The sequence below is a fragment of the Petrimonas mucosa genome, from assembly GCF_900095795.1.
Taxonomy (GTDB): Bacteria; Bacteroidota; Bacteroidia; order Bacteroidales; family Dysgonomonadaceae; genus Petrimonas; species Petrimonas mucosa.
On record NZ_LT608328.1, the window covers coordinates 637,525 to 663,613 of the forward strand.

The 26,089-nt window shown below is 50.2% G+C and carries 23 protein-coding genes; 17 read left to right on the plus strand and 6 right to left on the minus strand.

Features of this window, described 5'->3' with window-relative positions:
- Positions 1-3: 3 nt before the first annotated feature.
- The 8 genes from ING2E5A_RS02550 (at position 4) to ING2E5A_RS15195 (ending at position 12,413) form a co-directional block, all read left to right on the plus strand.
- Complete coding sequence (locus tag ING2E5A_RS02550; protein WP_071136058.1) at positions 4-1,368, plus strand: PhoPQ-activated pathogenicity-related family protein; 1,365 nt, start codon at positions 4-6, stop codon at positions 1,366-1,368.
- Between the two features lie 13 nt (positions 1,369-1,381).
- The gene (locus ING2E5A_RS02555; RefSeq protein WP_083373150.1) at positions 1,382-2,314 is read left to right on the plus strand and encodes a polysaccharide deacetylase family protein; all 933 of its coding nucleotides are present in this window, start codon (positions 1,382-1,384) and stop codon (positions 2,312-2,314) included.
- Positions 2,311-5,598, plus strand: coding sequence for a metallophosphoesterase (locus tag ING2E5A_RS02560; RefSeq protein WP_071136060.1), 3,288 nt, complete (start codon positions 2,311-2,313; stop codon positions 5,596-5,598). Before ING2E5A_RS02555 ends, ING2E5A_RS02560 begins: the two co-directional genes overlap by 4 nt.
- A gap of 14 nt (positions 5,599-5,612) precedes the next feature.
- Positions 5,613-7,934 carry a hypothetical protein gene (locus ING2E5A_RS02565; protein ID WP_071136061.1) on the plus strand — a complete coding sequence of 774 codons (2,322 nt, stop codon included), beginning with the start codon at positions 5,613-5,615 and terminating at the stop codon, positions 7,932-7,934.
- A 39-nt stretch (positions 7,935-7,973) separates the two neighbouring features.
- Positions 7,974-9,143, plus strand: coding sequence for a sialidase family protein (locus ING2E5A_RS02570; RefSeq protein ID WP_083373151.1), 1,170 nt, complete (start codon positions 7,974-7,976; stop codon positions 9,141-9,143).
- A 42-nt stretch (positions 9,144-9,185) separates the two neighbouring features.
- On the plus strand, positions 9,186-10,631 hold the full coding sequence (locus ING2E5A_RS02575; RefSeq protein ID WP_071136062.1) for a sodium:solute symporter: 1,446 nt from the start codon (positions 9,186-9,188) through the stop codon (positions 10,629-10,631).
- A gap of 172 nt (positions 10,632-10,803) precedes the next feature.
- The gene (locus tag ING2E5A_RS02580) at positions 10,804-12,018 is read left to right on the plus strand and encodes an IS4 family transposase (protein WP_071135810.1); all 1,215 of its coding nucleotides are present in this window, start codon (positions 10,804-10,806) and stop codon (positions 12,016-12,018) included.
- Positions 12,019-12,254: 236 nt separating this feature from the next.
- A complete protein-coding gene (locus ING2E5A_RS15195) occupies positions 12,255-12,413 on the plus strand; it encodes a hypothetical protein (RefSeq protein WP_154670010.1) in 159 nt (52 codons plus the stop codon).
- A gap of 106 nt (positions 12,414-12,519) precedes the next feature.
- Here the strand turns inward: ING2E5A_RS15195 and nhaA are convergent, their stop codons facing one another.
- Positions 12,520-13,710: a Na+/H+ antiporter NhaA gene (gene nhaA / locus ING2E5A_RS02585; protein WP_071136063.1), complete on the minus strand. Its 1,191-nt coding sequence runs from the start codon at positions 13,708-13,710 to the stop codon at positions 12,520-12,522.
- The gene (gene pepE, locus ING2E5A_RS02590; RefSeq protein WP_071136064.1) at positions 13,707-14,429 is read right to left on the minus strand and encodes a dipeptidase PepE; all 723 of its coding nucleotides are present in this window, start codon (positions 14,427-14,429) and stop codon (positions 13,707-13,709) included. The genes nhaA and pepE overlap by 4 nt, the downstream gene beginning before the upstream one ends.
- Before the next feature lie 111 nt (positions 14,430-14,540).
- On the opposite strand from pepE, the gene ING2E5A_RS02595 reads away from it, so the two are divergent.
- The gene (locus tag ING2E5A_RS02595) at positions 14,541-15,209 is read left to right on the plus strand and encodes a DNA alkylation repair protein (RefSeq protein WP_071138158.1); all 669 of its coding nucleotides are present in this window, start codon (positions 14,541-14,543) and stop codon (positions 15,207-15,209) included.
- On the opposite strand, the gene ING2E5A_RS02600 is transcribed toward ING2E5A_RS02595, so the two are convergent.
- Positions 15,190-15,828: a MarR family winged helix-turn-helix transcriptional regulator gene (locus ING2E5A_RS02600; protein ID WP_071136065.1), complete on the minus strand. Its 639-nt coding sequence runs from the start codon at positions 15,826-15,828 to the stop codon at positions 15,190-15,192. The two genes, ING2E5A_RS02595 and ING2E5A_RS02600, sit on opposite strands and share 20 nt — an antisense overlap.
- Positions 15,829-16,037: 209 nt before the next feature.
- Here ING2E5A_RS02600 and ING2E5A_RS02605 point away from each other — a divergent pair, with 209 nt between their 5' ends.
- Genes ING2E5A_RS02605 through ING2E5A_RS02620 form a run of 4 tightly spaced genes read left to right on the plus strand, consistent with a single transcriptional unit; the run spans position 16,038 to position 20,196 of the window.
- A complete protein-coding gene (locus ING2E5A_RS02605) occupies positions 16,038-16,736 on the plus strand; it encodes an ABC transporter ATP-binding protein (protein WP_071136066.1) in 699 nt (232 codons plus the stop codon).
- Between the two features lie 16 nt (positions 16,737-16,752).
- Positions 16,753-17,676, plus strand: coding sequence for an HlyD family secretion protein (locus ING2E5A_RS02610; RefSeq protein ID WP_083373153.1), 924 nt, complete (start codon positions 16,753-16,755; stop codon positions 17,674-17,676).
- A 6-nt stretch (positions 17,677-17,682) separates the two neighbouring features.
- Positions 17,683-18,819: an ABC transporter permease gene (locus ING2E5A_RS02615; protein WP_071136068.1), complete on the plus strand. Its 1,137-nt coding sequence runs from the start codon at positions 17,683-17,685 to the stop codon at positions 18,817-18,819.
- Between the two features lie 27 nt (positions 18,820-18,846).
- On the plus strand, positions 18,847-20,196 hold the full coding sequence (locus tag ING2E5A_RS02620) for a TolC family protein (RefSeq protein ID WP_071136069.1): 1,350 nt from the start codon (positions 18,847-18,849) through the stop codon (positions 20,194-20,196).
- A 7-nt stretch (positions 20,197-20,203) separates the two neighbouring features.
- On the opposite strand, the gene ING2E5A_RS15200 is transcribed toward ING2E5A_RS02620, so the two are convergent.
- Genes ING2E5A_RS15200 through rlmH form a run of 3 tightly spaced genes read right to left on the minus strand, consistent with a single transcriptional unit; the run spans position 20,204 to position 22,273 of the window.
- A complete protein-coding gene (locus ING2E5A_RS15200; protein WP_143102559.1) occupies positions 20,204-20,395 on the minus strand; it encodes a hypothetical protein in 192 nt (63 codons plus the stop codon).
- Positions 20,396-20,398: 3 nt separating this feature from the next.
- Complete coding sequence (locus ING2E5A_RS02625; RefSeq protein WP_071136070.1) at positions 20,399-21,793, minus strand: alpha/beta hydrolase family protein; 1,395 nt, start codon at positions 21,791-21,793, stop codon at positions 20,399-20,401.
- A 6-nt stretch (positions 21,794-21,799) separates the two neighbouring features.
- The gene (rlmH, locus tag ING2E5A_RS02630) at positions 21,800-22,273 is read right to left on the minus strand and encodes a 23S rRNA (pseudouridine(1915)-N(3))-methyltransferase RlmH (protein WP_071136071.1); all 474 of its coding nucleotides are present in this window, start codon (positions 22,271-22,273) and stop codon (positions 21,800-21,802) included.
- Between the two features lie 151 nt (positions 22,274-22,424).
- On the opposite strand from rlmH, the gene nadC reads away from it, so the two are divergent.
- Genes nadC through ING2E5A_RS02650 form a run of 4 tightly spaced genes read left to right on the plus strand, consistent with a single transcriptional unit; the run spans position 22,425 to position 26,011 of the window.
- The gene (gene nadC / locus ING2E5A_RS02635) at positions 22,425-23,273 is read left to right on the plus strand and encodes a carboxylating nicotinate-nucleotide diphosphorylase (protein WP_071136072.1); all 849 of its coding nucleotides are present in this window, start codon (positions 22,425-22,427) and stop codon (positions 23,271-23,273) included.
- 17 nt (positions 23,274-23,290) lie between these two features.
- Positions 23,291-23,713, plus strand: a complete 423-nt coding sequence (locus tag ING2E5A_RS02640) for a dCMP deaminase family protein (protein WP_071136073.1) — start codon at positions 23,291-23,293, stop codon at positions 23,711-23,713.
- 23 nt (positions 23,714-23,736) lie between these two features.
- Positions 23,737-25,437: a S41 family peptidase gene (locus tag ING2E5A_RS02645; RefSeq protein ID WP_071136074.1), complete on the plus strand. Its 1,701-nt coding sequence runs from the start codon at positions 23,737-23,739 to the stop codon at positions 25,435-25,437.
- On the plus strand, positions 25,430-26,011 hold the full coding sequence (locus ING2E5A_RS02650) for a 5-formyltetrahydrofolate cyclo-ligase (RefSeq protein WP_071136075.1): 582 nt from the start codon (positions 25,430-25,432) through the stop codon (positions 26,009-26,011). Before ING2E5A_RS02645 ends, ING2E5A_RS02650 begins: the two co-directional genes overlap by 8 nt.
- Positions 26,012-26,089: the final 78 nt, after the last annotated feature.

A 26,089-nucleotide genomic window follows, 5' to 3' on the forward strand; every position in this document is an offset into this window, starting at 1 on the left:
ACAATGAAAAACAAGCAGAGACTATTTTGGGTAATCCTTATCCTTCTTTCATTCCCGGTTGGCTATGCCCAACAGGGAGTGACCCCCGAAACGGCGTTGATGCACTATCTGAATAACAACGATCACACCTACGCCTGGGAGGTGCGTGAAAGATTTCAGATAAATGATGTGGAGGCCTATTCGGTGCTGTTCATCTCGCAAAAGTGGCAAAAGATGCTCTGGAAGCATGAGATGATTATCTTTGTACCTCAAGCCGTGGCTCACGATGGCGCACTTCTCTTCATTACCGGTGGTTCACTCCGTAATGGGATTCCCAATTTGGTAAACAAGAACGAGGAGACGGTGCAGTTTATGGCCGAACTGGCCCGGCGGAACAGTGCTGTTACCGTTTTGCTCCATCAGGTGCCAAACCAGCCCCTGTATGACGGATTAACGGAAGATGCACTGATCTCCTACACGCTGAACGAGTATAAGAAAGATGGCGATTACTCCTGGCCGTTACTTTTCCCGATGACAAAGAGTGCCATCAGGGCATTGGACGTGGTACAGGCTTTCTCGTCCGAACAGCTGGGACGGGAGATCAGCCGGTTTGTCGTTTCGGGAGCCTCCAAACGGGGATGGACCACCTGGCTATCGGCTGCCACGGAAGATAGTCGGATCGTTGCCATTGCCCCCATGGTTATCGACATGCTGAATATGCCGGCTACCCTGGAGTATCAGAAGGAGATGTATGGAGGGTATAGCGAACAGATTCAGGATTACGTGGATCTTGAGATTCCGCAGTCGATCACCAGCAGCTTCGGAGATGCGGTAGTCAAGATGATCGATCCCTACTCCTACCGCGAGAAGCTGAAGTTGCCGAAACTGATTATCTTGGGGAGTAACGATCCTTACTGGACCGTTGATGCGGTGAAGCATTATATCGATGAGATTCCGGGACACAACCTGCTGCACTATGTGGCCAACGCCGGTCATGAACTTGGGGACAGAAAACAGGCCATCGCCGCCCTGGGTGCCTTTTTTGCACTGAACCTTAAAGGAGCTGCCCTGCCGGACTGTTCTTGGAGGCTGCACCAGGGGAGACGGAGTGTTGAGCTGGAGGTGAAAGGCAGCCCGGGTGAACTGGTGGGTGCCCGGTTATGGACCACCACATCCGAGAGCAGGGACTTCCGGAAATCCATATGGAGTGGGGAGGAGATTAAACCCGACCCGAAAGATCCCTCCACGGTGAAGGTACGTTTGCAATATCCGAAAAAGGGCTATTCCGCCTTCTATGTCGATCTGCTCTATTCCAGTCCCAACGGCGGGGAATATTCGGTAAGCACGAGAACCTTCGTGGCGGGAGAAAAGCAGGTATTTGAAAAATAGCTTTAGAGACAATATGAAAACAGGAACCGTTTGTTTACTGATGTTGATTTTTTGTGGCATGAAAGTGCAGGGTCAGACGCTGGCTGAAAGGCTGGGGTATTCACGCAACGACAGGATACTGATTATCAACAACGACGATGCCGGCATGTGTCATGCGGCCAACAAGGCTACCATGGAGGGGATGGAGAGGGGATTGATCAGCTCCTCCACCATCATGACCCCCTGCCCGTGGTACAACGAGATTGCCGCCTATGCCGCTGCCCATCCCGAAAAGGGGTTCGGGGTGCACCTCACCCTCACCTCGGAATGGAAGAACTACCGCTGGGGCACGGTGGCTCCCCGCAACGAGGTGCCTGGTCTGTACGATGGAGAGGGCTATATGTGGAAGGGGGTATTGGAGGTGTATGGTGCCTCCACTCCTCAAGAGGCGCTGATTGAAGGTCGGGCCCAGATCCGGAAGGCGCTGGAGAGCGGCATTCCTATAACCCACATCGACTCCCATATGGGAACCTACCAATATTCTCCCGAATATATGAAGGTCTATATCCAGCTGGCCAAAGAGTTTGATCTCCCCTTGCGGATGCCGTCAAAAACGACCCTTGACAACCTGGGAGCCCCCGATTTCAGGGAGGTTTGCCGCAAGGAGGGAATTATCCACCCCGATTATTTCATTCACGAAGAGCTGGAGGAGTACTCGACGGAGAATGTGGCCGAATTCTGGACAAACTATATCCGAAACCTGAAACCGGGAGTGACCGAGATCTACGTGCATGCGTCGGCCGAGGGTGAGGAGATACGTTCTATCACCAATTCGGCCGCAAAGCGGATCCGGGAGCTGGAATTCTTCACCAGCGACGATCTGAAGAGGTTGATTGAGGAGGAGGGGATTATCGTGATCAGTTACCGCCCCTTGCTGGAGTTGCAGAGAAAGCGGGAAAAACAATGAAAAAAGTCGTCAAGATAGCCGGAGCCTTGCTGTTGGCTCTTCTGATCCTGGTTTTTGGATTCGGTTACAGCAACCTGCGTGACCGTCATCGCGGCTATGGTCTCGATCTGAGGGTGGAAAACCGTCATCCCGGGATGTTGCGTGCCGGCTTTGCCGCCGTGCCGATCACACCGGAGTATATGGAGCCGTGGAATGATCTGGATGGGAATGCCCGTTTCGAACCCCACAAGGGGGATAGCTACCAGGACCTGAACGGCAACGGGAAATTCGATACCTATTGGATTGCAGGTTTTGGAAACCGGGTTGCGGCACAGGGGGTACATGACGATATCTGGGCCCGGGCGATGGTCCTGGACGACGGCACCACCCGCCTCGCACTGGTCGCCCTGGATCTGATCGGTATGTTTCATCCCACAGTGATCGATATCCGGAAGATGATACCGGAAGATGCCGGCATAACCTATCTGATGATCGCCTCCACCCATACCCATGAAGCTCCCGACATGCTGGGACTCTGGGGCGAGTCGCCCTTCAAAAGCGGGGTGAACAGGGAGTGGCGGGAGTATGTCAAGGAACGGGTAGTGGAATCGGTTGTGGAGGCCGTGAATGCGATGCGCCCGGCCCACCTCCGTTTTTCACAGAATCTTACGGAAGGGCGCGTAACCTTGAAGGATACCCGTGAGCCCCATGTTTATGATGATGGCCTTAGAATGATGCAGGTAATTGATGCCGAGTCGTCCGAAACGTTAGGTACGATGATCCAGTGGGCGAACCATCCAGAAACGTTGTGGAGCAGGAATCTGCAGATCTCATCCGATTTTCCCCACTACCTGCGGGAGGCTGTAGAAAAGGGTGTATACCTCGGCGACAGCCTCGTGCGGAAGGGAGTGGGAGGGGTTGCCCTCTATGTGAACGGGGCGGTAGGCGGGTTGATGACGACGCATGCCTCGATGGAAGTGAAAGACCCGTTGCGCGATACGGTCTACCTGGAGCCGTCGTTCGACAAGATCCGGGCGCAGGGGGATACCCTGGGCCTGATTATCCTCCGCACGATGGAGGAGAATAGCATTGAGGTGAAGGAGGCAGCCATCAACCTGCGGGCAAAGACCTTCAACTTGCCCCTGAAGAACCCGCTCTTTCGTCTGGCGGCGGCCATCGGTGTTATGGATGCGGATATGACCGGATGGATGAAAAAACGGACCGAAGTGGCTGTCTGGAGTATCGGTCCCGCCAGTTTCATCACCTTCCCGGGAGAGCTCTATCCCGAGATCCTGAATGGCGGAGTGGAGGCCCTGCCGGGGCGCGATTTTCCGGTCGAAGCGTTGGAGGTACCGCCATTGCGTGAACTGATGCCCGGCTCTTTCCGGTTCGGTATCGGACTGGTCAACGACGAGATTGGCTACATCATTCCCAAGAGCCAATGGGATGTGAAGGAGCCCTATGTCTACCGCGACAAACCCTATTACGGGGAGGAGAATTCACTTGGTCCGGAGACCGCTCCGCTGTTGTACAGGGAGTTGCGACAATTGCTGGAGGAGTTGCCCGGTAGCCCGGCATACCCCACGCAGACCGAGCAGGCAAAAAATGCCATACTGCAACGGATCATCACCAATGTGCCTTCAGGGGAACTGAATGAGTTGACTCACCAGCAATTGCTGGCGATGATCAGTGAAGAGGAGCGGGCGATCTTTGCCAACGACCACTGGCGTTTCACGGTCGACGCTCCCGCCATGGTATCGGTAATGCGCCACAAGGAACAGCAAATTGTACCCTTTTGGCTGGAGGAGAAAGGTTTCCGGAACACCGGAATGACACTCTCCAACGGAAACTACGAGTACGAGGTGTGGCAAAAGGAGTATCCTGCAGGTGAGATCACCCTTGGAATCAACGGTTTTGATCTGCATCGGGTGGTCTACTTTGTCACAATCGGCCCGGTTAAGGGGGGTGTGATGCCCAAAATAGTGAGCCACTCGCCCGAGAGGTGGAGGGTGGTACGGATGGAGAAGGGGGCCTACACCTACAACGATTGGGACGAACTGGTGATCGAACGGTTGCCTGCAGAACTTGAAGGGCACCTGCTCTTCACCACCATCCGCGGACGTGCACGCGAAGCGGCTATCCTGAACGCTTTCCGTAAAACAGCCTATCCGGCATCATCGGCTGCCGATCAGGTCGTACTGACCTGGTGCGATGATCCCCGGACCACGCAGGCCTTCCAGTGGAGGAGCGACACATCGGTCACCCGCATGACCCTCAAATATCGGAAGGCTGATGGCAACGACGGTGATTTTTCTGAGATAGCCGCATCATATCGGCTGCTTGCCGACAATTACATCTACAACTGTCCGGTGGTGAAGCATTGGGAGGTTAATGTCGAGCGACTGCAGCCCGACACGAAGTATCAATATCGGATCTGCAATGGCGATACCGGTGGAGAAACTCCTCTCTATACATTCCGTACAGCCCCGCAGGGAGAGTCGCCTTTCCGTTTTATCTACCTGGGAGATACCCACAACAGCGACATTGTGGAGAAAGTGGTGGATCAGGCTTTCCGCACGGCACCCGATGCGGCTTTCCTGCTGCATTCCGGAGATCATGTGAATACCGGTCTGTTCAGGGAGCTGTGGGATGAACATTTTCACTACATGCGAAAGGTGTTGCCCTACCTCTCTTTTGTTCCTGCATTGGGGAATCACGACAGCCAGGATGGTCTCCCCCCTGCGCTCTACCAGCACTTCTTTATGCTGCCACGCGATAACGGAACTGTGTTGGAGCCGGAACGCAACTACGCCTTTACCTACGGAAACAGCCGTTTCTTGATTCTCGACTCGACCGGGGATGTCGGCCGCATTGCCTCATGGCTGGAGGAAGAGCTTAAAAAAGCGGAGGAGAGGTGGAAGATAGTGGTTACCCATTTCCCGATCTACTGGAAGGACGACTCCTATCCCGACATGCGGGAAAAGTGGGCATCACTGTTCGACCGTTATGGAGTTGACCTGGTCCTTTCGGGGCATGTACACCAGTACTTCAGGTCATATCCGGTCGTTGGGAATATACCCCGGAAACCGGAAGAGAAAGGGACCGTCTACGTAGCCTCGGTAGCTGTCGCCTCACGCGATCTGGAGCCCTCCTCTGAAAAATACAACGCACTGCACGTCAACACTGGTGCACTCTACCAGACGGTTGAGGTGGAGAGTCGCCAAATCCATGTCGTGTCGCGGAACCTGGATGGTGACAAGATTGACGAGTTTATAATTAGGAAGGGCGTTGGTGCCAAACCGTAAAATTGTCGTCTGCCATGTTAAGAAAAAGCGTATTGATTCTCTCGGGCATTATCTGCAACCTGTTACTCTTGTCGCTGTCTGCTCAAGAACATGATCTCTCCGATGCTTCCCTGATCATCTCCGAAACCATTGCCCCGGACTTCAGGGAGACCATTGCCGACATCCTTCAGGAGGAGCTGTTCAGGCTTGCACAGATCAGGATGCCCTTGAGTGAGCGGTGGACAGAAAACAATATCGCACTATCGCTGGCTGCCGATCGGTCGCTCTACGGTGAGCCCCTTCCACCGGGAGTTGATCTTCCCGCCGCAGATGAATCCTATAGCATGGCGTGGGAGAGGAGGCGTGGGAGGGAGACACTCTGGCTGATCGGCAAGGATGAGCGGGCTCTCCTATATGCGGCAGGTCACCTGCTGCGTGAAGTCCGTTTCGGATTCCAGAGGCTCACCCTCAAATCCGGCAGCACCATCTGCTCTGCTCCTGTCTACCCGATCAGGGGACACCAGCTGGGTTACCGGAACACGGCAAATTCGTACGATGGTTGGAGCCCGGAACAATACGACCGTTACATCCGCGAATTGGCCCTCTTTGGTGCCAACAGCATTGAGAATATTCCGCTCGAGACTCCTGACAGTCCCCATATGCTGAAAACACCACAGGAGATGAATTACCTAATCAGCCGGATGTGCGAGAAGTACCGCCTGGATTACTGGGTATGGATGCCTGTCGGCGATCTCTCCAACGATACCGTTTTCAATAAGGAAAAGAAAAAGCATGCCGATTTTTACAAAGCTTGTCCCAAGCTCGATAATATCTTTATTCCGGGCGGAGATCCAGGCGATAATCATCCAAGAGAGCTGCTCCGTTTTCTGGAAACCATCTCCGGCGAGTTGAGGAGATACCATCCCGATGCCGGAATCTGGATGTCGCTACAGGGATTCAGCGATGAAGAGTGCGATTATCTCTTCTCTTACCTGGATGAGGTGTCGCCCAACTGGCTTAAAGGGATCGTAAGCGGTCCCGGAAGCCCGTCGCTGGCTGCAACCCGTTACCGCCTGCCGGAAAAGTATATGCATCGTCATTATCCCGACATCACCCACACCGTGAGGTGTCAATATCCCACGCTTGACTGGGATCAGGCTTTTGCGCTCACCCTGGGACGTGAACCCGTAAATCCGCAACCGTTTTACTATGCGATGATACACAACAGGTTTGCCCCGTACACGGATGGATTCATCTCCTACTCCGACGGGATAAACGATGATCTGAACAAGTTTGTCTGGTCTAGAAAGGGGTGGGATCCGGACGAGGAGGTGACGGAGATACTGGCGCAATATGTCCGTTTCTTCTTTGGAATTTCCGATCCTGAGCCGGTTGTAAATGCCATTGCAGCCCTGGAGAAGAATTGGGAGGGGCCTGTCGATGCCAACGCCGGAATTGAAATGACCTTGCGTGAATGGGACCGGCTGGAACAGGAATATCCCCGGCTCAATTCCGACTGGCGGTGGCAGATGTGCCTCTACCGCGCCAACTATGATGCGTATATCCGCAGGCGGAATCTTTACGAAAAGAGGCTCGAGAGAGAGGCTTACCGGATACTCCTGCAGGCAGGTTCGATAGGAATTTCGCAGGCCATGAAACAGGCATTGGAGAAGGTAAACGAAGCAGACAGTTTCAATGTAGCTCCAGAGTTGAAGCGGAAGATCCACGCTTATGCCGACTCCCTCTTTTTATCCATTTCCCTTCAATCGAGCATGGAGCGGCATCGCGCAAGCGGCCCAGAAAGGGGATGCACACTGGATTTCCTGGATCATCCGCTGAATAACCGCTGGTGGCTGGCCGACGAGTTCCGGAAGGTGGAACAGATGCAGGACGATGAGGAGAAGCTGGAGCGGATCACTATCCTGGCCCGCTGGGATAATCCGGGAGAGGGTAGTTTTTATGACAACATCTCAAACATAGCCGAGAGTCCGCATGTTTTAACAACAGTATACGATGCCACCGATTTTGCCTGGTGGGACAGGGGGCTCTCCCGGAAGCGGCTCTCCACTCAACTGTTTCAGAATTTCCCGAAACTGGAGTATAACGATCTTGACCCCAATGCCCGTTACCTGATCCGGATTGCCGGGTATGGAGATGCACTGCTCCGGGTGGATGGGGAGCGGATAGCTCCTATCCTTTACAACAAGGAGCTGGAGACATTCAAGGAGTTTCTGGTCGATCCCCGCTACACGCGCGACGGCAGCATCACGGTGACTTTCGACGAGCCGGAAGAGTCGCACCTGAACTGGAGGCAACACTCCAAAATATGCGATATATGGCTGTTGAGGCGTGACTGAATAGGTAATAACTTACTTTTTAACGATAAATAGATACGTATGAAAGCAATTTCTGTTGGAATCTTACTATTGGGAGTGATGATCTCTTGTAGCGGTTATCAGGGAGCGAGAAGCGACAAGGGGCTGGCGGCAGATGTCAGACATGGCGTTCTCTTCTACCAGGAAAACAGGTATGCCGGTTGGCCCGCCAATAACGGCATATGGAACTGGGACAACGAGATCCTGGTGGGATTTGTCGAGGCGGACCATAAAACGACCGACGGTTTGCACACATACGACCAATCCTCGGCACGTCATAAATATGCCAGAAGTACCGATGGCGGGGAGAGATGGAAGATCGAGGATGCTTTTGAACAGGGACAGACGGCCTGGGGGAACGATCACAGCATCCCCTCGGACATGGCTGAGGAGCCAAAACCATTGGTGACACCCATGCCCGATTTTACCGATCCCGGTTTTGTCATTACCTTTGTCCGGCATAACAACAATGACGGGCCCACCCACTTTTATTACTCCATGAACAGGGGTAAAGAGTGGTCGGGTCCCTACTCCTTCCCTGATCTGGGCACTCCGGGAATAGCCAGCCGTACCGATTATATCGTGGAGAACGAAAGGGAGCTCAGCCTCTTTCTGACAACGGCTAAAGCAGACAAGAAGGAGGGGCGAGTAGCTTTTGCCCGGACCACCGATGGTGGTTTAACCTGGGAACTGGTTTCATGGATTACGGAAGAACATGGAGGATTCGATATTATGCCTTCATCGCTCCGGTTATCTGAAACAGAGCTGTTGACTGTTATCAGGAGAAGGATGGCCGACCGGCAGGATCTGTTGATCGCCTATCGTTCTACCAACAACGGCAAGTCGTGGAGACCGTTGAAGAATCCGGTCAATGATACCGGCAACGGAGGATCTCCTCCCGCACTGGTCAAACTGGACGATGGAAGATTGGCATTGGGCTACATCTATCGAAGCGTGTACGGCTCACGCGTATGTGTACGCTTCAGTTCCGACAACGGGGAGAGCTGGAGTGATGAGATTGTGCTCAGAAGCGGGGATGGAGCCAACCGCGACGCAGGTTACCCGCGCATGGTTCAACGTCCGGACGGGAAACTGGTGCTGATCTACTACTGGAACAACGCGAACGACAAGGATGCAACCCCGTACCGGTACATCGCAACAACCATCTTCGATCCCGACCACTGGAGGTGAACCGGTCGCTCTTCAAGAAGAACACCTTGTAATAGCAGCACTATGCAGTTAACCATTATTGATATTGTCATCTTTCTTGTTTTCACTCTAGGTACAGTACTCTTCGGAAGTTCGTTTGTCCGGAAAAACAAGACTGCCGGCGACTTTATGACCGCCGGTAAGGGTATGTCTGGATTTGTGGTGGGTATGTCCATCTTTGCCACCTATGTAAGCAGTATCAGTTTCCTGGCACTGCCAGGCAGTGCCTATTCCGGGAACTGGAACTCTTTTGTATTCAGCCTCTCCATCCCGATTGCCATCTTTTTTGCAGCCAGATTTTTTGTGCCGTTCTACCGGAGTATCGACAGCCCGTCGGCCTACAGTTTCCTGGAGGAGCGTTTCGGCAGGTGGGCCCGGTTGTATGCCTCGGGTTGCTACCTGTTGACACAGGTTGCCCGCGTCGGCTCCGTGCTCTTTCTCCTGGCCTTGCCAATCAACGCCATGCTGGGGTGGAGTATTCCGTTGATTATTGTCCTTACGGGGGTTGCTGTTGTAATCTACTCGGCCTTGGGAGGGATAAAGGCAATTGTCTATACCGATGCGATCCAAAGTTTGATTCTGATTGCAGGAGCCATTACCTGTCTGGTGATCCTGCTGGTCACCATGCCGGGAGGAACGGGTGAACTGTTTCGTGTGGGAGCGGATCACGACAAGTTCTCGCTGGGAAGTTTCGGGTTGAGCTTAAGTGAACCTACATTTTGGGTAACGTTGCTTTACGGATTGTTCATCAACCTGCAAAACTACGGCATCGATCAGAACTATGTGCAACGGTACAAAACTGCCCGGGACGAGAAGAGCGCACGTTTTTCGGCCCTCTTTGGAGGTCTGTTGTATCTGCCCGTGAGCCTGCTCTTTTTTCTTATCGGGACCTCACTTTTCGTCTATTATTCAACTCAACCCCTTCCGGAGACGGTTACCGGCGACCAGGTGTTTCCCTATTTCATCGTGAACGCTCTTCCGGCAGGAGTCACAGGCCTGCTGATTGCCGCTATCTTTGCTGCCGGCATGAGTACTGTCTCTACCAGCATAAATAGCTCCGCAACGGTGGTGCTGACCGATTTTTTCTCCATCACCGCTTCGGGAGCAGCAGGCGAAAAGCGGAAAATGAAGATACTCTATGCCACTTCTGTGATGCTGGGTCTATTGGGTGTTGGCGTTGGACTGGCCATGATCTCCGTGAAGAGTGCGCTGGATGCCTGGTGGAGCATGGCTGCAATTTTCAGCGGGGGCATGCTGGGTCTCTTTTTCCTGGGGTATATCGGCCGGAGGGTAAAAGGGGCATATGCCCTTGCCGGGGTGATCTGCGGCGTGTTGCTTATCGCCTGGATGTCGTTGAGCAGGCAGACGCTTTTCCATAACTATCTGACAATTGTATTGGGCACGCTCGTGATTTTTTCTGTAGGCATGTTTCTGGCAGTCGTGGGTGGCAGGCGAAACCGGAAGCGTTGAATAGCTTCCATCTATGGAGATAATAAAAAATCTATTGAAAAAAAGGCGGAATATATGTTGTAAAACACTGTTGTCCGATAAAAACTTTTTAGAAAAAGTACGCGGGCAAATTTGAGTTTTGCCCGTCGTACTAATAATTGTAGCTTTGTATTCATCACAAAACAAGTCTACAATGAACAAAAGTACTTATTTTTTTGGACAATCGGTATTCGGACAGCTCATATCTATGGTAGATACAAGGATTATCGCCCGAAACAGCAAACGGTACAAGGCCGATCATTACGTGAAACGTTTCACGGCTAAGGATCACCTTATAAGCATGTTGTTTTGCGTCTTCGCCAAATGCTCCTCCCTGCGCGAGGTGGCGGGTGCAATGCTCGGTCTTTCAGGCAAGACCAGGCATTTCCAGCTCGGCCACATACCCTACCGGAGCACCTTGTCGGACGCCAACAAGCGCAGGAGCGTTGATTTCTTCTCGGGCGTGTACCACGACCTGCTTCGCGAGTACCAACACGTGATCTCGGACACCCGCTTTAAAGATGTGTTGAACAAGCAGGTCGAGATCTTCGACAGCACGGTTATCAGTTTGTTCCAGGACATCTTGAAGTGCGTCGGCAGAACACCCTCGAACGGTAAACGCAAAGGGGGGATCAAGGTGCACACCGTTATCAATGTCGACGAGCCCGTTCCCAAGATGATATGGTTCTCATCCGCTGCCACGAACGATCACCTGCTGTTGAGGAAACTGGAACCGGATGACAACACTATTTACGTCTTCGACAAGGGATACAACGATTATAAAGCCTTCAAGCTGTTTTGTGAAAAGGGAGCCGGATTCGTTACCCGCATCAAGGAGAACGCCGTTTACAAGGTGGAGCAAGAACTTTACATCGATGAATGCATCCACAGCGGCGTGCTGGAAGACACTATCATCGAGGTGACCGTGAAGGAAGATGATGGCGGGAGCAAGCTGAAGTTGCGCAAGGTGGTGTTCTACGACAGGGTGTTGAAAAGGAAGTTCGAGTTCCTCACCAACCTGTTCGAGATGCGGCCCGACATGATAGCGGCCTTGTATAAAATAAGATGGCAAATAGAGCTGTTATTCAAGCAGTTAAAATCAAACTTCCCCCTGAAGTACTTCCTCGGGGATAACGAGAACGCGATAAAAATACAGGTATATTGCGCTTTGATCGTGAACCTCTTGCTCACGGTTATACAGAAGCGGTTGAAACGGCCTTGGGCATTCTCCAACCTGGTGTCATTTTGCAGGATACACCTGTTTAATTACCTGCACTTGATAAAATTTTTAGAAAACCCGGAACGAGATTGGCAACGAGATGACCAGGATTTAGAGATGCTTACCCTTTTCAGGGGGGCTTACTTTTGAAAATAGAAAAATTATAAAAAGAAACGACTGATAATAAGCCGGTTAAAAGTAACGAAGAATCAAAATCGGTTTTTATCGGACGGCAATGGTTGTAAAACATATATTTCTCCTATCTTTGTATCGATTTTAATGGCAAGCGAGTTATTGGAAATCAGTTTTAGGTTATTTACATTATGCTGAAAGTGTTTCTTGTAATCGGTTGCCGATAATCATAACGATAAAAGAAAGGAATAAGTATGAACATCAACAGCCTTACAAAGGAAGACATTCTCTCTCAGATCAAGTATCTGGAGCAGAACATCAACAATGGATCTGCCGCATATCAGGCTAACCGGATTGGCAGAATCAGGACATTGAAATCAAGCCTGCGTAACAGCAAGACGCTAGCTCTGTGACAGCATCACGATCGGAATCGATCGAATGCTTTACCGCAACTCCAATTTACATACTATATATATCCAACAAAAAAAGCTGCTCATTTGAGCAGCTTTTTTGATTTTATTACAACTCTACCTGCCTCTTTTTTAATGCAATCTTCAACCAGTCATAGCCGATTATCATCGATAGGGTTGAGGCAATCAGTACAGCAAGTTTGGCAGTATCCTGAAGGCTCCTGTCTTCGAATGCAAGTGTTGAAACGAAGATGGACATCGTAAAACCGATGCCGGCAAGTATTCCCACTCCAACATAGAGCATCCAGTCGGGTTTGGATTTAGACCTGATAATCCGCATTTTGGTCATCAGGTATACTCCCAGTGAGATGCCCACCGGTTTTCCGATCAGCAGACCCAGAACAATTCCGATGGAGAGTTCACCGGTCAGGTTGGCGATGGCCGAAGCGTTGATCGCTATGCTGGTATTGGCCAAAGCAAAGATCGGTATAATCAGGAAGTTGACAGGGAATAGGAGGATCTTTTCGTATACCGGAATCTTTTTTATCGGGAGCAATGCCGAGAGGATCACGCCGGCAAAAGTGGCGTGAATGCCCGATTGATACATGCAATACCACATCACCATCCCAAGTGAGAGATAAAGGATCCGGGAGAAGGGACTTTTAAGGTATTTGATCACCAGTATAATTATCAGTATGGATGCCGCCACTCCCAGTAACCATGTAAACTTGGGCTGACCTCCGTAGAAGAAGGCAATAATCAGGATGGCACAGAGGTCATCGATAATGGCCAGTGCGGTAAGAAAGATCTTTATCGAATGGGGTACGGCTTTACCCAACAGGCTCAGGATGCCCAGTGAAAAGGCAATATCGGTAGCTGTGGGAATGGCCCATCCCGACTGGTAGACTGTTCCCTTGGTGGCAGTTAAGAAGATGATTGCGGGGAAGATAACCCCAAACAGTGCAGCAATCATCGGCATCATCATCCTGCTAGGGGAGGAGAGTTCTCCTACTACTGTCTCACGTTTTATCTCCATCCCTACCTGAAAGAAGAACAATGCCATCAGGAAGTCGTTGATTACGTGCAGGATGCTGTGAGGCAGATGTGCTGAGTGCAAAAATGGAATTTCGGTTTCCCAGAATTGACTGTAATTTTCACCGATACCTGGCAGGTTGGTGAGGATAAGCGATGTTGCCGTGCAAAGCAGAAGCAATATCCCAATTGCACGGCTGTCGTGAAGGAAATCGGTAATGGTGAATTTGCGGTTCTCTGTTACGGTTGTACTTGGATGTTGAGTCATAAATTGAACGGTTCTGAAAGTAAGAAACTGAAATCATCTTCACTGGAGAGTTCCCTGGGATCCTGTCCATATTTAAAAATGCGGGCATTACGTGATCCTATCAGAGACAATTCATTCTTCTCCAATAGCAACATCGTGCCTTCCCGAAGACCGACGACAAAGATATCCCGGTTGATCTCGATGAACTCCCTGATACGCATCTCGCGGGTCTCCCCTCCATGGTTGGCCGGATGATCGTCCAGATAGTGGGGGTTGATCTGAAAAGGAACGAGTTTGAGCGTTTTGAACTTTTTCGGTTCAACGATGGGCATGTCGTTGGTGGTCCTCAAGGTGGGACAGGCAATGTTTGAGCCTGCACTCCAACCGATATAGGGCAGACCCTTTCTGACCCGTTTCCGGATGACTTTCATCAATCCCTTCTCTTGAAGAGTCTTGACCAGCTGCCAGGTATTTCCGCCTCCCACCACTATTGCATCGGCATTTTCAATGGCCTCCACGGGATTGATAAACCGGTGGATACTGGTTACGTGGTGTCCGATCTCGGCAAACCTGCTGTTCACTTTCTCTTCATATTCGTCATATGAGAAGGTGACGGCAGCGTAGGGGATAAACAGGGCATTTTTCGTCTTGATGCCCAGAAAATCTCTGATATGCTCTTTGGGATAATCCAGGTAAGCTTCTCCCGGATTGGTGGAGTTACTGATTAACAATAATCTCATCGTCTTGTGGTTTTAAGTTTCCTGTTTGCGGGTACAAAGATAGCCAAATTGTTGAAAATATCGGGTTTTAAGGCTATATTTGCACTCAAAATTGTTATCATACAGGCAGATATGGATGAAGTGTTGCAGCGGATCAGGGGTGATTTGCGCCGTTCCATGAATGGTGTGGCATCCAAAAGTATGCGGGAGAAGGGACTTGACTACAAGCTCAATTTCGGGGTGGAAATTCCCCGTTTGCGCCAACTCTCCAAAAGGTACCCGGCCGATATGGATCTGGCCGAACGCTTATGGAAACTGGAAACCCGTGAGTTGAAGATATTGGCATCGATGCTCTATCCCGTGGATGCATTCGATATGGAGAAGGCCCGGCAGTGGGTGAACGAGATTCCCAACCAGGAGATCCGGGAGCAGGTTTGTATGAATCTGTTTCAGAGGCTCGAATTTGCAGATAAACTGGTGGAGGAGTGGACCGGGTCGGACAACGGGGAGGTGCGTGCCACAGGTTACTGGTTGTTTGCCAGACTGTTGATCATACGCTCCGAACTTGTCAACCAGATAGACCCCTACGCAATCATGGAGAAGATGGTTGCCGATTTGGAATCAGGGTCCTATTTCCTGCGTCTTTCGGCCCAGCGGGCGTTGACTTTTCTGGGCAGAAGCAGTGCCACTTTCTCTCAGAAAATATTGGCTGCAATTCAAGATTTCAACTCATCCGACGATATCGTGAAAAATGAAATTTTTGAGAGCCTGAACTTTGAATTTACAAACTTTCCCGGTTGACGGAAGGTAGTTTTGACAGTAAACTATCGATCTCCTCCTCTTTGCAGTGTGCGAAAATGTTTTTGTGGAAATCACAAAGTTTATCGGAGACCTGCAAAAACGACTCTTTCTCCGGAGGAGCCAGTACTCCGGATAACATCGTGGCAGACTTCCACAACCCGGGAAAAATCTTCGTCAGTTCCGCTCTTCCTTTATCGGTGATAAAAACACGCATTCTACGCTTGTCCTCCTTATCGCGGCGCTCACCGATAAGCTTCGCGTTCAGAAGCCGCCGCATAATTTCGTTGCCCGACGTTTTTTCAATCACATTCCTATTGTTGATCTCTGTCTTGGACAAACTTTCTTCATTAAACAATGTTACCAGGTAGGTGTATTCATCGACCGTTTGGAGCAACGATCCTTTCAGCGCTTTCTTGATGTAGAACTTGGAGTACCGGTGCAGGAAACTTATGTTTTGCGCAATACGCACCGTGTCGTTTCTCTCCTCTTTGATTGTCCGTCTCTGTTGCAGAAAAAGGATAAAGTCGTTCAGCGAAAGTTCCACCTCGTTCGATTGAGTCGTTTTCTCAAACTGATCCAATAATTCAATGATCTCTATCAACAATTTTTTTGATTTCATACGATAATATTAATTCTTTTACATTAAGGTCGTATGGAACTAGCATCGTATCGTGTTTTTGGGGGGGACTGATTGACATGCTCGTTTCATAAACGGATTAATTTGTACGTAAAAGTATTAATTTCTGGGTTATTATCCAAGAAAAACCGTTTTAAAATTGATAATAGTACAAAAATGTATTATATTTGTGGTCTAATAATCCAGTAGAGATGGAGATCGCAGCAAGAATAGAAGGGGCCAGTAAGGAGTATAAGACGGGCGACACCACGATTGTGGCGCTGACGCCCTCTACTGTCAGTTTCAATACTGGAGAGGTGACGCTGATTGTGGGACCGTCCGGTTCAGGAAAAACCACGTTGCTTTCGTTGCTTGGTTGTGTCATCTACCCCACAACCGGGGATGTCTGGCTGGGTGACACCTGCGTAAACAGGCTTTCAGAGACAGAATTGGCAAAGATTCGTCTGAACGAGATCGGTTTTGTGTTTCAGGGCTTCAATCTCCTGTCTCCGCTCAACGCACTGGAGAACGTGATGCAGCCGCTTCTCCTGAAAGGTGAGTCGCGTAAAGTAGCCAAAGAAAAGGCGCTGTCGATCATCCGGAAGTTTGATATGTTGTCGCGGGTGAAAAACCTCCCACGTAACCTCAGTGGGGGACAACAACAACGTATTGCTGTTGCCCGTGCCCTTGTTACCGATCCGAAACTGATACTCTGCGATGAACCCACCGCTTCACTCGATCACAAGAGTGCCGTTCTGGTAATGGATATGCTGAAAGCCCTTTCACGTGAAAACCGGGCTGTAATTATCGTTACACACGACACGCGCCTAAAAAGGTATGCAGACCGGACCATTTATGTATCTGAAGGTAAAATCAGCGATACGCCGTTCGACGAATCGTTTGATCACTAAGTAAAATTTTACACATATGAAAAGAGTGCTTTTGACTTTGCCTCTCATGCTCTCTCTTTTTGCCTGTGGCAAGAAGGAAGCGGAGAGAACCCCGATAGAGCCAGCCCCGGTCAATATAGCTGTGGGCATCGGCAAGATAACCCCGCAGGGTGGTGTCAGCAAACTGGCTTCACCTGTTGCGGGGATCGTTTCTGACATAGCCGTGACAACCGGGGTGAAGGTTAAGCAGGGCGATCTGCTGCTAACCCTCGACAACACCGATGCCTCATTGGCATTGAACGAGATTGAAAGCCGGCTGTCAACCCAGCAAAAGTCGATAGCCTCGGCCAAGGTACTGAAGGAGCAGGGTGTGATCCGTCTGCGGGAAAAGGAGAGAAAGTTGAAGGATGCCCTTGAGCTGCTTGCAGCGGGAGCCGAGAGTGGCGAGAACGTGCGGAGTCTCCAGAACGAATATGATCTGGAAAAACAGAACCTGGAGAAGTTGCAGAACGACATACTTCTTCAGGAGTCGCAACTCCGGGAAATTGCGGCACAAAGGAAGATGCGGTCGGAAGAGTTGAACCGTACCTCCTTGCGTGCACCGATGGATGGGATAGTGCTTGACGTATTGCCAAAAAGGGGAGAGGCGGTTAACCGGTATGAGACCTACGCACTGCTGGCCCCGGATACTCCGCTGATTGTTCTGGCCGAAATTGACGAGATGTTTTCAAACCGGCTCAAGTTGGGCCAGTCGTGTGAGATACGGGTTGCCGGCAATCCTCAACCGGTGGCTCATGGAAAGCTCATCGTGATCTCGCCCGATTTGAAATCGAAATCGCTCTTTTCAGACAGCGGCGAGGATTTCCAGGATCGCCGGGTACGTGAAATCGAAGTCTCCATCGACAACGATTCAGGCCTGCTTATCGATACCAAGGTTGAGTGCATCGTTCATCTAAATTAGGGATACATGTTTGCAACAGCATATAAGTTCATCCGGTTTGAAAAGTCGAAGAGTACAGGAATCCTGCTGGGAATAATTATCAGTATCTACCTGATTGGTCTGGAGTTGGGCATCTTCTTTTATCTCACCACGCTTATCGGCGGAGTGATCAATAACGCCAAGCCCGAATATTCACAGATCTTTGTCGTTAACAAACTTACCGGAAATGCCAATATCCTCTCGCCGTTCGACAAGCGGTGGGTGAACCAGCTGAGAAGCATCGAGGGAGTTGACGACACCCACGGAATGGTAATGGCAAACGTTTCGGTCCGTTTCGATAACGGAGAGAGCTCACCGGCCATCATTATCGGAAGCGAATATCCCGAGCTGGCTGCGGGCCCGTCCGATTTGCTGTTGAACTCGGGCAGTACAAGCAACCTGTTCCTCCATGAGACAGTCTCGACCGATTATTACGACAACAAGACGTTTGGTTATGACGTGAAGTTGGGGACCCGCTTCGAGATTGGCGGCAAAAGCGTTACAGTAGGTGCAACCACGAAGAATGCCAAAGGTTTCTCGAGTCCGATGCTCTACACGACCGATGTCACGGCACGCTACTATTCCGGATTTCCGGAAGATGCGGTCAGTGCAGTTATCGTTACGGTGAAGGAGCGGTCGAAAATCGATGAGGTGATCAGCCGGATAAACAGCATTGCTCCTGACCTGAAGGCCTGGCGTTCGGAAGATCTGAACAACGCCACCGTTATCAATGTGATGACGGCAAACAACATGGGTATGAGTTTCGGAACGCTGGTCATCTTTGCCATCGTGAGCGGATTCTTTATCATCGGGCTTACCATGTATTCTGCCACTTACGATCGGATCAAGGATTACGGAACATTAAAAGCCATTGGGGCTACCGGTCGCTACATTACCCTTCTGGTGATTGCCCAGTCGTTCATCTATGCAGTGGTGGGATTTGCAGTTTCGTTGCTTCTGCTGATCATGACCAAACTGGGTATGGCCAAGGCGGGACTTATCATCAATCTCTCCCCGCAGTTTCTGGGATTTCTCTTCTTTGTCACATTGATTATTGCGGTCGCAAGCTCCCTCTTTTCCATCCAGAAGTTGAAAAAGGTGGAGCCCTCGTCCGTCTTCAGATAAGGTTTTGATTCACTAAAAGCATTCACAATGGATAAAAGATACTTTCTCACCCTTGCATGTAGCTTCGTCCTTTTGTCGGTAACGGGTCAGGAGAGCAGGGTAGAGTTGGACAACCTAACACTGGAAAGCGCGCTGACCTATTCATTGGCTCATTCTCCAACGGTTGTCAAGCAACGGCTCAAGTCACAGCAGGCAGGATACCAGCTTGAGCAGATAAAACGGGAATATCTGCCCGACATCTATGCCTCCTCCGAGTTGAGGCGTAACATCGTTATCCCGTCAACGCCCATCCCGGCTTCGATGATCAATCCTTCGTCCCCCGATGGGGAGTTGATGTACATGCGCTTCAATACCCCGTGGAGTTCCGGCGCTGGTATCAATGTGGCATTCGATATTTTCAATCCCGAGACGGCCGGTAGGAAGTTGATGCAGGAAAAGGAGTTAAATATCAGTCGGCTCGACTCCAGGATTTCTGAAAACGAGTTGCGGGCTTCAGTTGCACAGGCCTATGTAGATTGTGCGATAGCGCGGGCCCAGCTGGAGGCGCTGGCAGCCGATACGGTCTATTATGCCTCCCTTTTCAGGGAAGCGGCCGACCGTTACCGGCGTGAGAAGATCTCTCTGGCAGAGAGAAACAGCGCCGAGATCAATTACAATACCTCTCTTGCCCGTTTTCATCAGGCAAAGAACATCTTACACAATGCCAATGTAGCCCTGTTACTGCAGATGGGGCTGGAAGCGGATGAGGATAATTTGAACAGGATATGGCTGACAGATGATATCGAATCGCTTTACCTGAAAATGGCGGAGCTGGAACCTGTGAACGACGTGGCCCCCCTCTCTCATCTCCGGCAGGCCGAACAGGTTTCGCTTTCGGAAATCAGGACCAGGAGTGCGGTATTGAAGTATGCGCCATCACTGTCGTTGACAGGGTATTACGGGGCCAACTATTTCGGTAGGGAGTTGAAGCCGGGCGATCCCGACCGGTGGTTCGGAAACAGTTTTCTGGCTCTCTCGCTGAGGGTTCCCATTTCACGGTCGCTAAGCACTGCAAAGGAGGTCTCCCGATTGCGGGTAGAAGAACAGCTTGAACGTGAGAATCTTCGGGAAATAAAAAACAGCCGCCTGGCCGAATTGTCAAAGGAGAGAGACAGAGTGGAGACCTTAAGGGAGACTTATGGGTTGAAACTGGCAAACATGAACCTGATGAAGCAACAGGTTGTAGCAAGAGAGATCCAGTTTCAGAAAGGATATTTACTCGAAAGCGAGTTCCTTTCAGAGAAGCTGCGCGAACAGAATGCACAGCAGGAGTACCTGCAGGCCGCCTACGACCTCCTTTCGGCTTGCATCAACCTCGAAAAGCTGATGAAGAACTGATCAAGGCCTATTTTTTATCCCGATAGTTATTCTGGATAAAAAACATGGAGATGAAAATATTGGTAATCAGAAAGCCTCCACAACAGGCCAGAAAGATGCCTTTCCATTTCGGCATGGCGATGAGGCAGCTAATGGAGGCGACCGCTATGACTGCGATCGCTATCCACATGATGGTGAAAATCTGTTTTTTTGTAGCCATTTTTTATTGTTTTACCTGTTTTTTTATCCAGGCCGTGATGTCGGACAACACCTCCGGCGAGATGGTCTGCTCAATCTTTCCATACTCATCTACACGGCCGGTTTCGCTCTCCTGAAAAAGATGATTCAGCCGCGGATAGGCCTTCAGCTCATATCGTCGGTTTCCTCCCCTATCCAGTGCAGATTGTATAGCTGCAAGATTTTTTTCAGGGACCACCTGGGTATCATTCTCTCCGTTGATGGCCAGCACGGGACATTTCACCTTTTGTAGGAATTGTGACGGATCGAGTGTCAGAAACTGCCGGTACCAAGGGGTGGTGATTGGGTTCACCTGGTTGCGGATGAAGTTCTCCTTGTTGATTTTCATCTTTACGAAAAGGGGATATTGTTCCCAAAGTTGCGATAGCCTGTCGCGCAATACCACCCGATCGGCTTCTCTCCCTTCCCATTCCGAAAGGCTTTCAAATATCTCACGCAGCGCCCTCAATGATTGCTCGATATTCTCCGGTTCCATGTTGAGTTGCTGCATCGAGATTCGGTTCTGTTCCATTACCGTTTCGAGTCCGTTCTCTCCCATTCCTGCCATCAGGACGATGAACCGGATATCATGCTTCCCTGATGATGCCACCATGGGGGCAATCAATCCCCCCTCGCTATGGCCGATAAGGCCGATAGCCGATTGCATCACCTCTCTCCTTGTTTTCAGGTAGGCCACTGCCGCAGCGGCATCTGCTGCAAAGTCCCTGGTGGTTGCCCCTTGATAGTCACCTGTGGAATTCCCTATGCCCCGTTTGTCGTATCTGAGAACGACAAATCCGTTTCTTGTCAGGTGGTCGGCGATTACCAGAAACGGTTTGTGTCCGAAAATGGTCTCGTCCCTGTCGTGAGGGCCGCTGCCTGCGATAAGCACCACGGCCGGGAACCTGCCTGTGGAGTCTGGTATTGTGAGTGATCCTGACAGTTCGATCTCATCTTTTTTATTGGGGAATTTCACCTCTTCCGATCTGTAGGGAAATGGGGGGAGAGGTTCTTGAGGCCGGTTCAGAAGCGGCTTGCCTGACTGCTTGAGCACAAGCGGAAAAGGGATTCCTCCCTGGTTGAATGTGCCTATAATTGAGTCTCCCTGCACTGTTCCCTGATAAAAAATACCCAGTCCCGTTGCCACAATCTCGAGCCGGTTCCCGGAGAAGGTGGTCTTTGTCGTTGGCACTCCAAAAGCATTTTGCGCGGGACTGTCCATTGTAGTGCTGTAAAGGCTGTCGGTCCTGGAGATATTGAAGACAACAGGCAACCTGTTTCCCATAACATTGAGGGTCCCGCTCCAGCTGCCGGTAATCTCTTGTGCGGCAAGGGAGATGGTGACGGATAACAACAGAAGGATGGAAACTCGCTTTTTCACTTTTTACTATTCATGATGATACGGTTCGCCGTTTAATATTGTCATTGCCCGGTACAACTGCTCCACAAACACCAGCCGAACCATCTGGTGGGTAAAGGTCATCCGCGATAGCGACAGTTTCTCGTTTGCACGGTCGTATACTTGGTCTGCAAATCCGTAAGGTCCGCCAACGACAAAAACAAGCCGTTTGGGCACCGAGTGCGACCGCTTCTCGATAAAGGCTGAAAACTCCATTGACGAGTATTGTTTCCCCTTGTCATCCAGCAACACTACATGGTCGCCCGGTTGAATACGGTTCAGAATGGCTTCACCTTCGAGCTGTTTCTGTTCCTTCTCCGACAGGTTCTTTCTGTTTTTCACATCGGGTACAAAATCGAGTTCAAACGGGATATAATGACTCAACCTTTTTTTGAACATCTCGATTGCCCGGACGTAGAAATCCTCATCGGTCTTTCCAACGGACAGCAAAACCACCTTCATCTCTCGTTAATGGATCTTTTTTCGTAAAATTAGCAACTTGACTGCAAATATAACCTATTATTTTTATAATTTTGCATTCACAATTTGCAAGTTTTATTAACAAAACTGGCTGAATTGTGTTATAGTTAGGTAGCGACCCAATTTGATTTAAATGGAATTAGAAAAATTGACGGATAAACTTCTTGAACTGGCCTTTGCCGAGGATATTGGCGACGGTGATCATACTACGCTTTGCAGCATTCCCGAAACAGCTACCGGAAAAGCCAGGTTGCTGATCAAGGAGGAGGGCATACTGGCGGGTGTTGAGGTTGCCAGGACGATTTTCAACCGTTTCGACAAGGAGCTGAAGATGGATGTTTTCATTAACGACGGTGCGCAGGTCAAGCCCGGTGACGTGGCATTCCTTGTCTCGGGAAAGGTGCAATCGTTGTTGCAGACAGAACGGTTGGTCCTGAACATCATGCAGCGCATGAGCGGAATTGCAACCACTACCGGGAAATATGTAAAGCTGCTTGAAGGAACCAAGACGAAAGTGCTTGACACCCGCAAAACCACACCCGGGATGCGGATGCTGGAGAAGCAGGCCGTGAAGATTGGAGGTGGAGAGAATCACCGTATCGGTCTGTTCGACATGATTCTGCTGAAAGACAACCACGTGGATTTTGCCGGGGGGATTGAAAATGCTATCCGCAGGGCACAACAATACTTGAAAGATAAGAAGAAACAACTGGCCATCGAAATTGAAGTTCGCAATTTCGACGAGCTTCGGCAGGCCCTTGCCGTGGGTGGGGTAGACAGGATCATGCTCGACAATTTCACCCCCGAACAGACTGCCGAGGCGGTAAGACTCGTCAACGGACGCGTTGAGTTGGAATCATCGGGTGGAATTACGTACGAAACGATCCGCCAATATGCGGAGTGTGGCGTGGATTACATTTCGGTAGGTGCGCTAACCCATTCGGTGAAAAGTTTGGACATGAGCTTGAAGGCAGTTGAATAACAGTAAACTGACGTGAAATGACAGATAGAAAACAGCTTGAACTCGATAAACGGTATATGCGGATGGCATTTATCTGGTCGGAGAATTCATACTGCAAGAGGCGCCAGGTGGGAGCCATCCTGGTAAAAGACAAGATGATCATTTCGGACGGATACAACGGAACCCCTTCCGGCTTTGAGAATGTCTGCGAGGATGAGCAGAATGTGACTAAACCCTACGTGCTTCATGCAGAGGCAAATGCCATCACCAAGGTTGCCCGTTCCAACAATAGCAGCGACGGAGCAACATTGTATGTAACCTCATCTCCTTGCATCGAGTGTGCCAAACTGATTATCCAGGCAGGCATCCGTAGAGTGGTCTATGCCGATTCCTATAGGTTGAGTGATGGGGTTGAATTGCTTAAGAAGGCAAATATAGAGTTGATTTCGGTCGATTTGTAATAACAAAATGGCAAGAGTAGAAGATGAGACTGAGACCTGAGAACAAGTATAAGACGTGGCTTCCCTTCTGGATTGCAGTAGGTATTGTACTGGGTATCCTGATAGAGAGTATCTATTCACAATTCGGGAGCACGGGAAAGGTGAATGGAACCGGAAAGATCGATGCGGTATTCAACTATATCAACAAATCGTACGTCGACACCGTTGACATGCACCAGCTTGTGGAGGAGGCACTGCCCAAGATTGTCCAGGAGCTCGATCCGCACTCGGCCTATATCCCCGCCAGTGAAATGAAGCGTCTGAACGAGGACATGGAAGGTCACTTTTCAGGAATCGGGGTGAGTTTTTACGTTTTAAGGGATACGATCGTGGTGACAAGCATTGTCCCCGGCGGTCCTTCGGAAGCTGCTGGCATAAAGCAATGGGACCGGATCGTCAATGTGAATGACACGCTGATTGCAGGCAAAAATATTACAAATGCCGAAGTGCTGAAGAAGCTCCGTGGAGAAAAGGGGTCGGTGGTAAAACTGGGTATCCGCAGGGATAACAATCCTGAACTGATCAATATAACCGTAACCCGTGGTGATATTCCAATGAACAGCGTATTGGCGGCATATATGCAGACCAGGACCATCGGATATATCCGGGTTGGCACCTTCGGATTCAACACCTTCAATGAATTTATATCAGCGCTCTCAAAACTCAAAAGTCAGGGAGCAAAATCTTTTGTGATCGATTTGCGTGGCAACAGCGGCGGCTCGTTGGAGGTTGTGGTGGCCATGGTGAATGAGTTTCTCCACAAAGGCGACCTGATCGTCTATGCCGACGGGCGGAACTTCCCCCGTCAGGACAGCTACGCCAATGGATCCGGTACAAGCAAGGAGGATGATGTGGTGGTGCTGATCGATGAATTGAGCGCATCTGCCAGTGAAATATTTGCCGGCGCCATCCAGGATAACGATCGGGGGCTGGTAATGGGTCGCCGATCATTTGGAAAGGGATTGGTGCAGAGTCAGCGGAATTTCCCCGACGGGTCAGCCGTCAGGCTTACCGTTGCCCGGTATTACACCCCTTCGGGCCGTTCCATCCAGCGTAAATATGAGAAAGGGAAGTACGATGAATATGAGATGGAGGCCTTGAACCGCTACATGCAGGGAGACTACGTCAATTCCGATACGGCCTCTACCCTGATACCCTATAAGACAGGAGGAGGCAGGACGGTTTATGGTGGCGACGGCATCATGCCAGACGTCTTCATCGCGCGAGATACCGTTGGCATGAACTCCTATTTCAATTCCATTGCCAACAGAGACTACATTCAGGAGTATGCGGTAACCTATTCGGATATGAACCGCAATAAGTTGCGTGAGTTCCAGACGGTCGATGATCTTGTCCGCTACCTCTACAGGCAACCGCTACTGGTTAATCTGGTAAGTTTTGCAGACAACAAGGGAATTCGGCCCCGTCCCTACTACATCGAGGAGTCGAGAAAACTGTTTGAGCGGCACCTGATCTCCAATATTGTCAGGTACTTTTTCGGCGAGGAGAGCTACTTTTCGGTATACCTCCAGGATGATACCCTGCTGAAAAATGCGGTCGATTACATCGAGAGGGGATTGGCTAAACCGGAGTCCGTTGTGCAGGAGAGATATAAATCCATTACACTGGGTCAACGCATCAATCTGCATGTTCCCGGTGAGTTTACATCATTGTTCTATGCGTAGGGCAAAAGGTGGGGAGATAGTTGAACAGAAGAGAAAGCTTCGGGCAAAGGTGGTTGAGATCAAGCGTTCCCATTCCGAAGGGGAGTTGCAGGAGTTCTCGGAGGAGGTAATAACCACGCTCGAACTTACCGTACTGTTCCAGCAGGCGAAGGTTATACTGGCTTACTACAGTATGGCCGACGAGGTTGCAACCCATCAATTGATAAAAAAACATTGTCTGGAAAAACAATTTCTGTTGCCGACGGTTAATAATGGTGAATTAGTATTGAAAAGGTACGATTCGGAAGAGAGCATGTCCACTTCGGCGTATGGAATTAGAGAGCCGGTGGGTGATGCTATACCGGAATCGGAATATGGTAAGATCGACCTTGTAATTGTCCCGGGTGTAGCTTTTGACAGAAAGCTAAACCGTATGGGCAGGGGTAAAGGCTATTATGACAGGTTGTTGCCGAAAATAGCTGCTCCCAGATTGGCCGTTTGTTTCGATTTTCAACTCTTCGACAACATTCCGGCAGACCAGGGAGATATAAAAATGAACATGATTGTGTGCCAGAATGAGATAATTGTGGAATAATTGTTCAACAGTTTGAACTTAAGGCAAGCAGTAATATTGATATCACAATTCTTCATAAACTTTGGGTATATTTAGTAA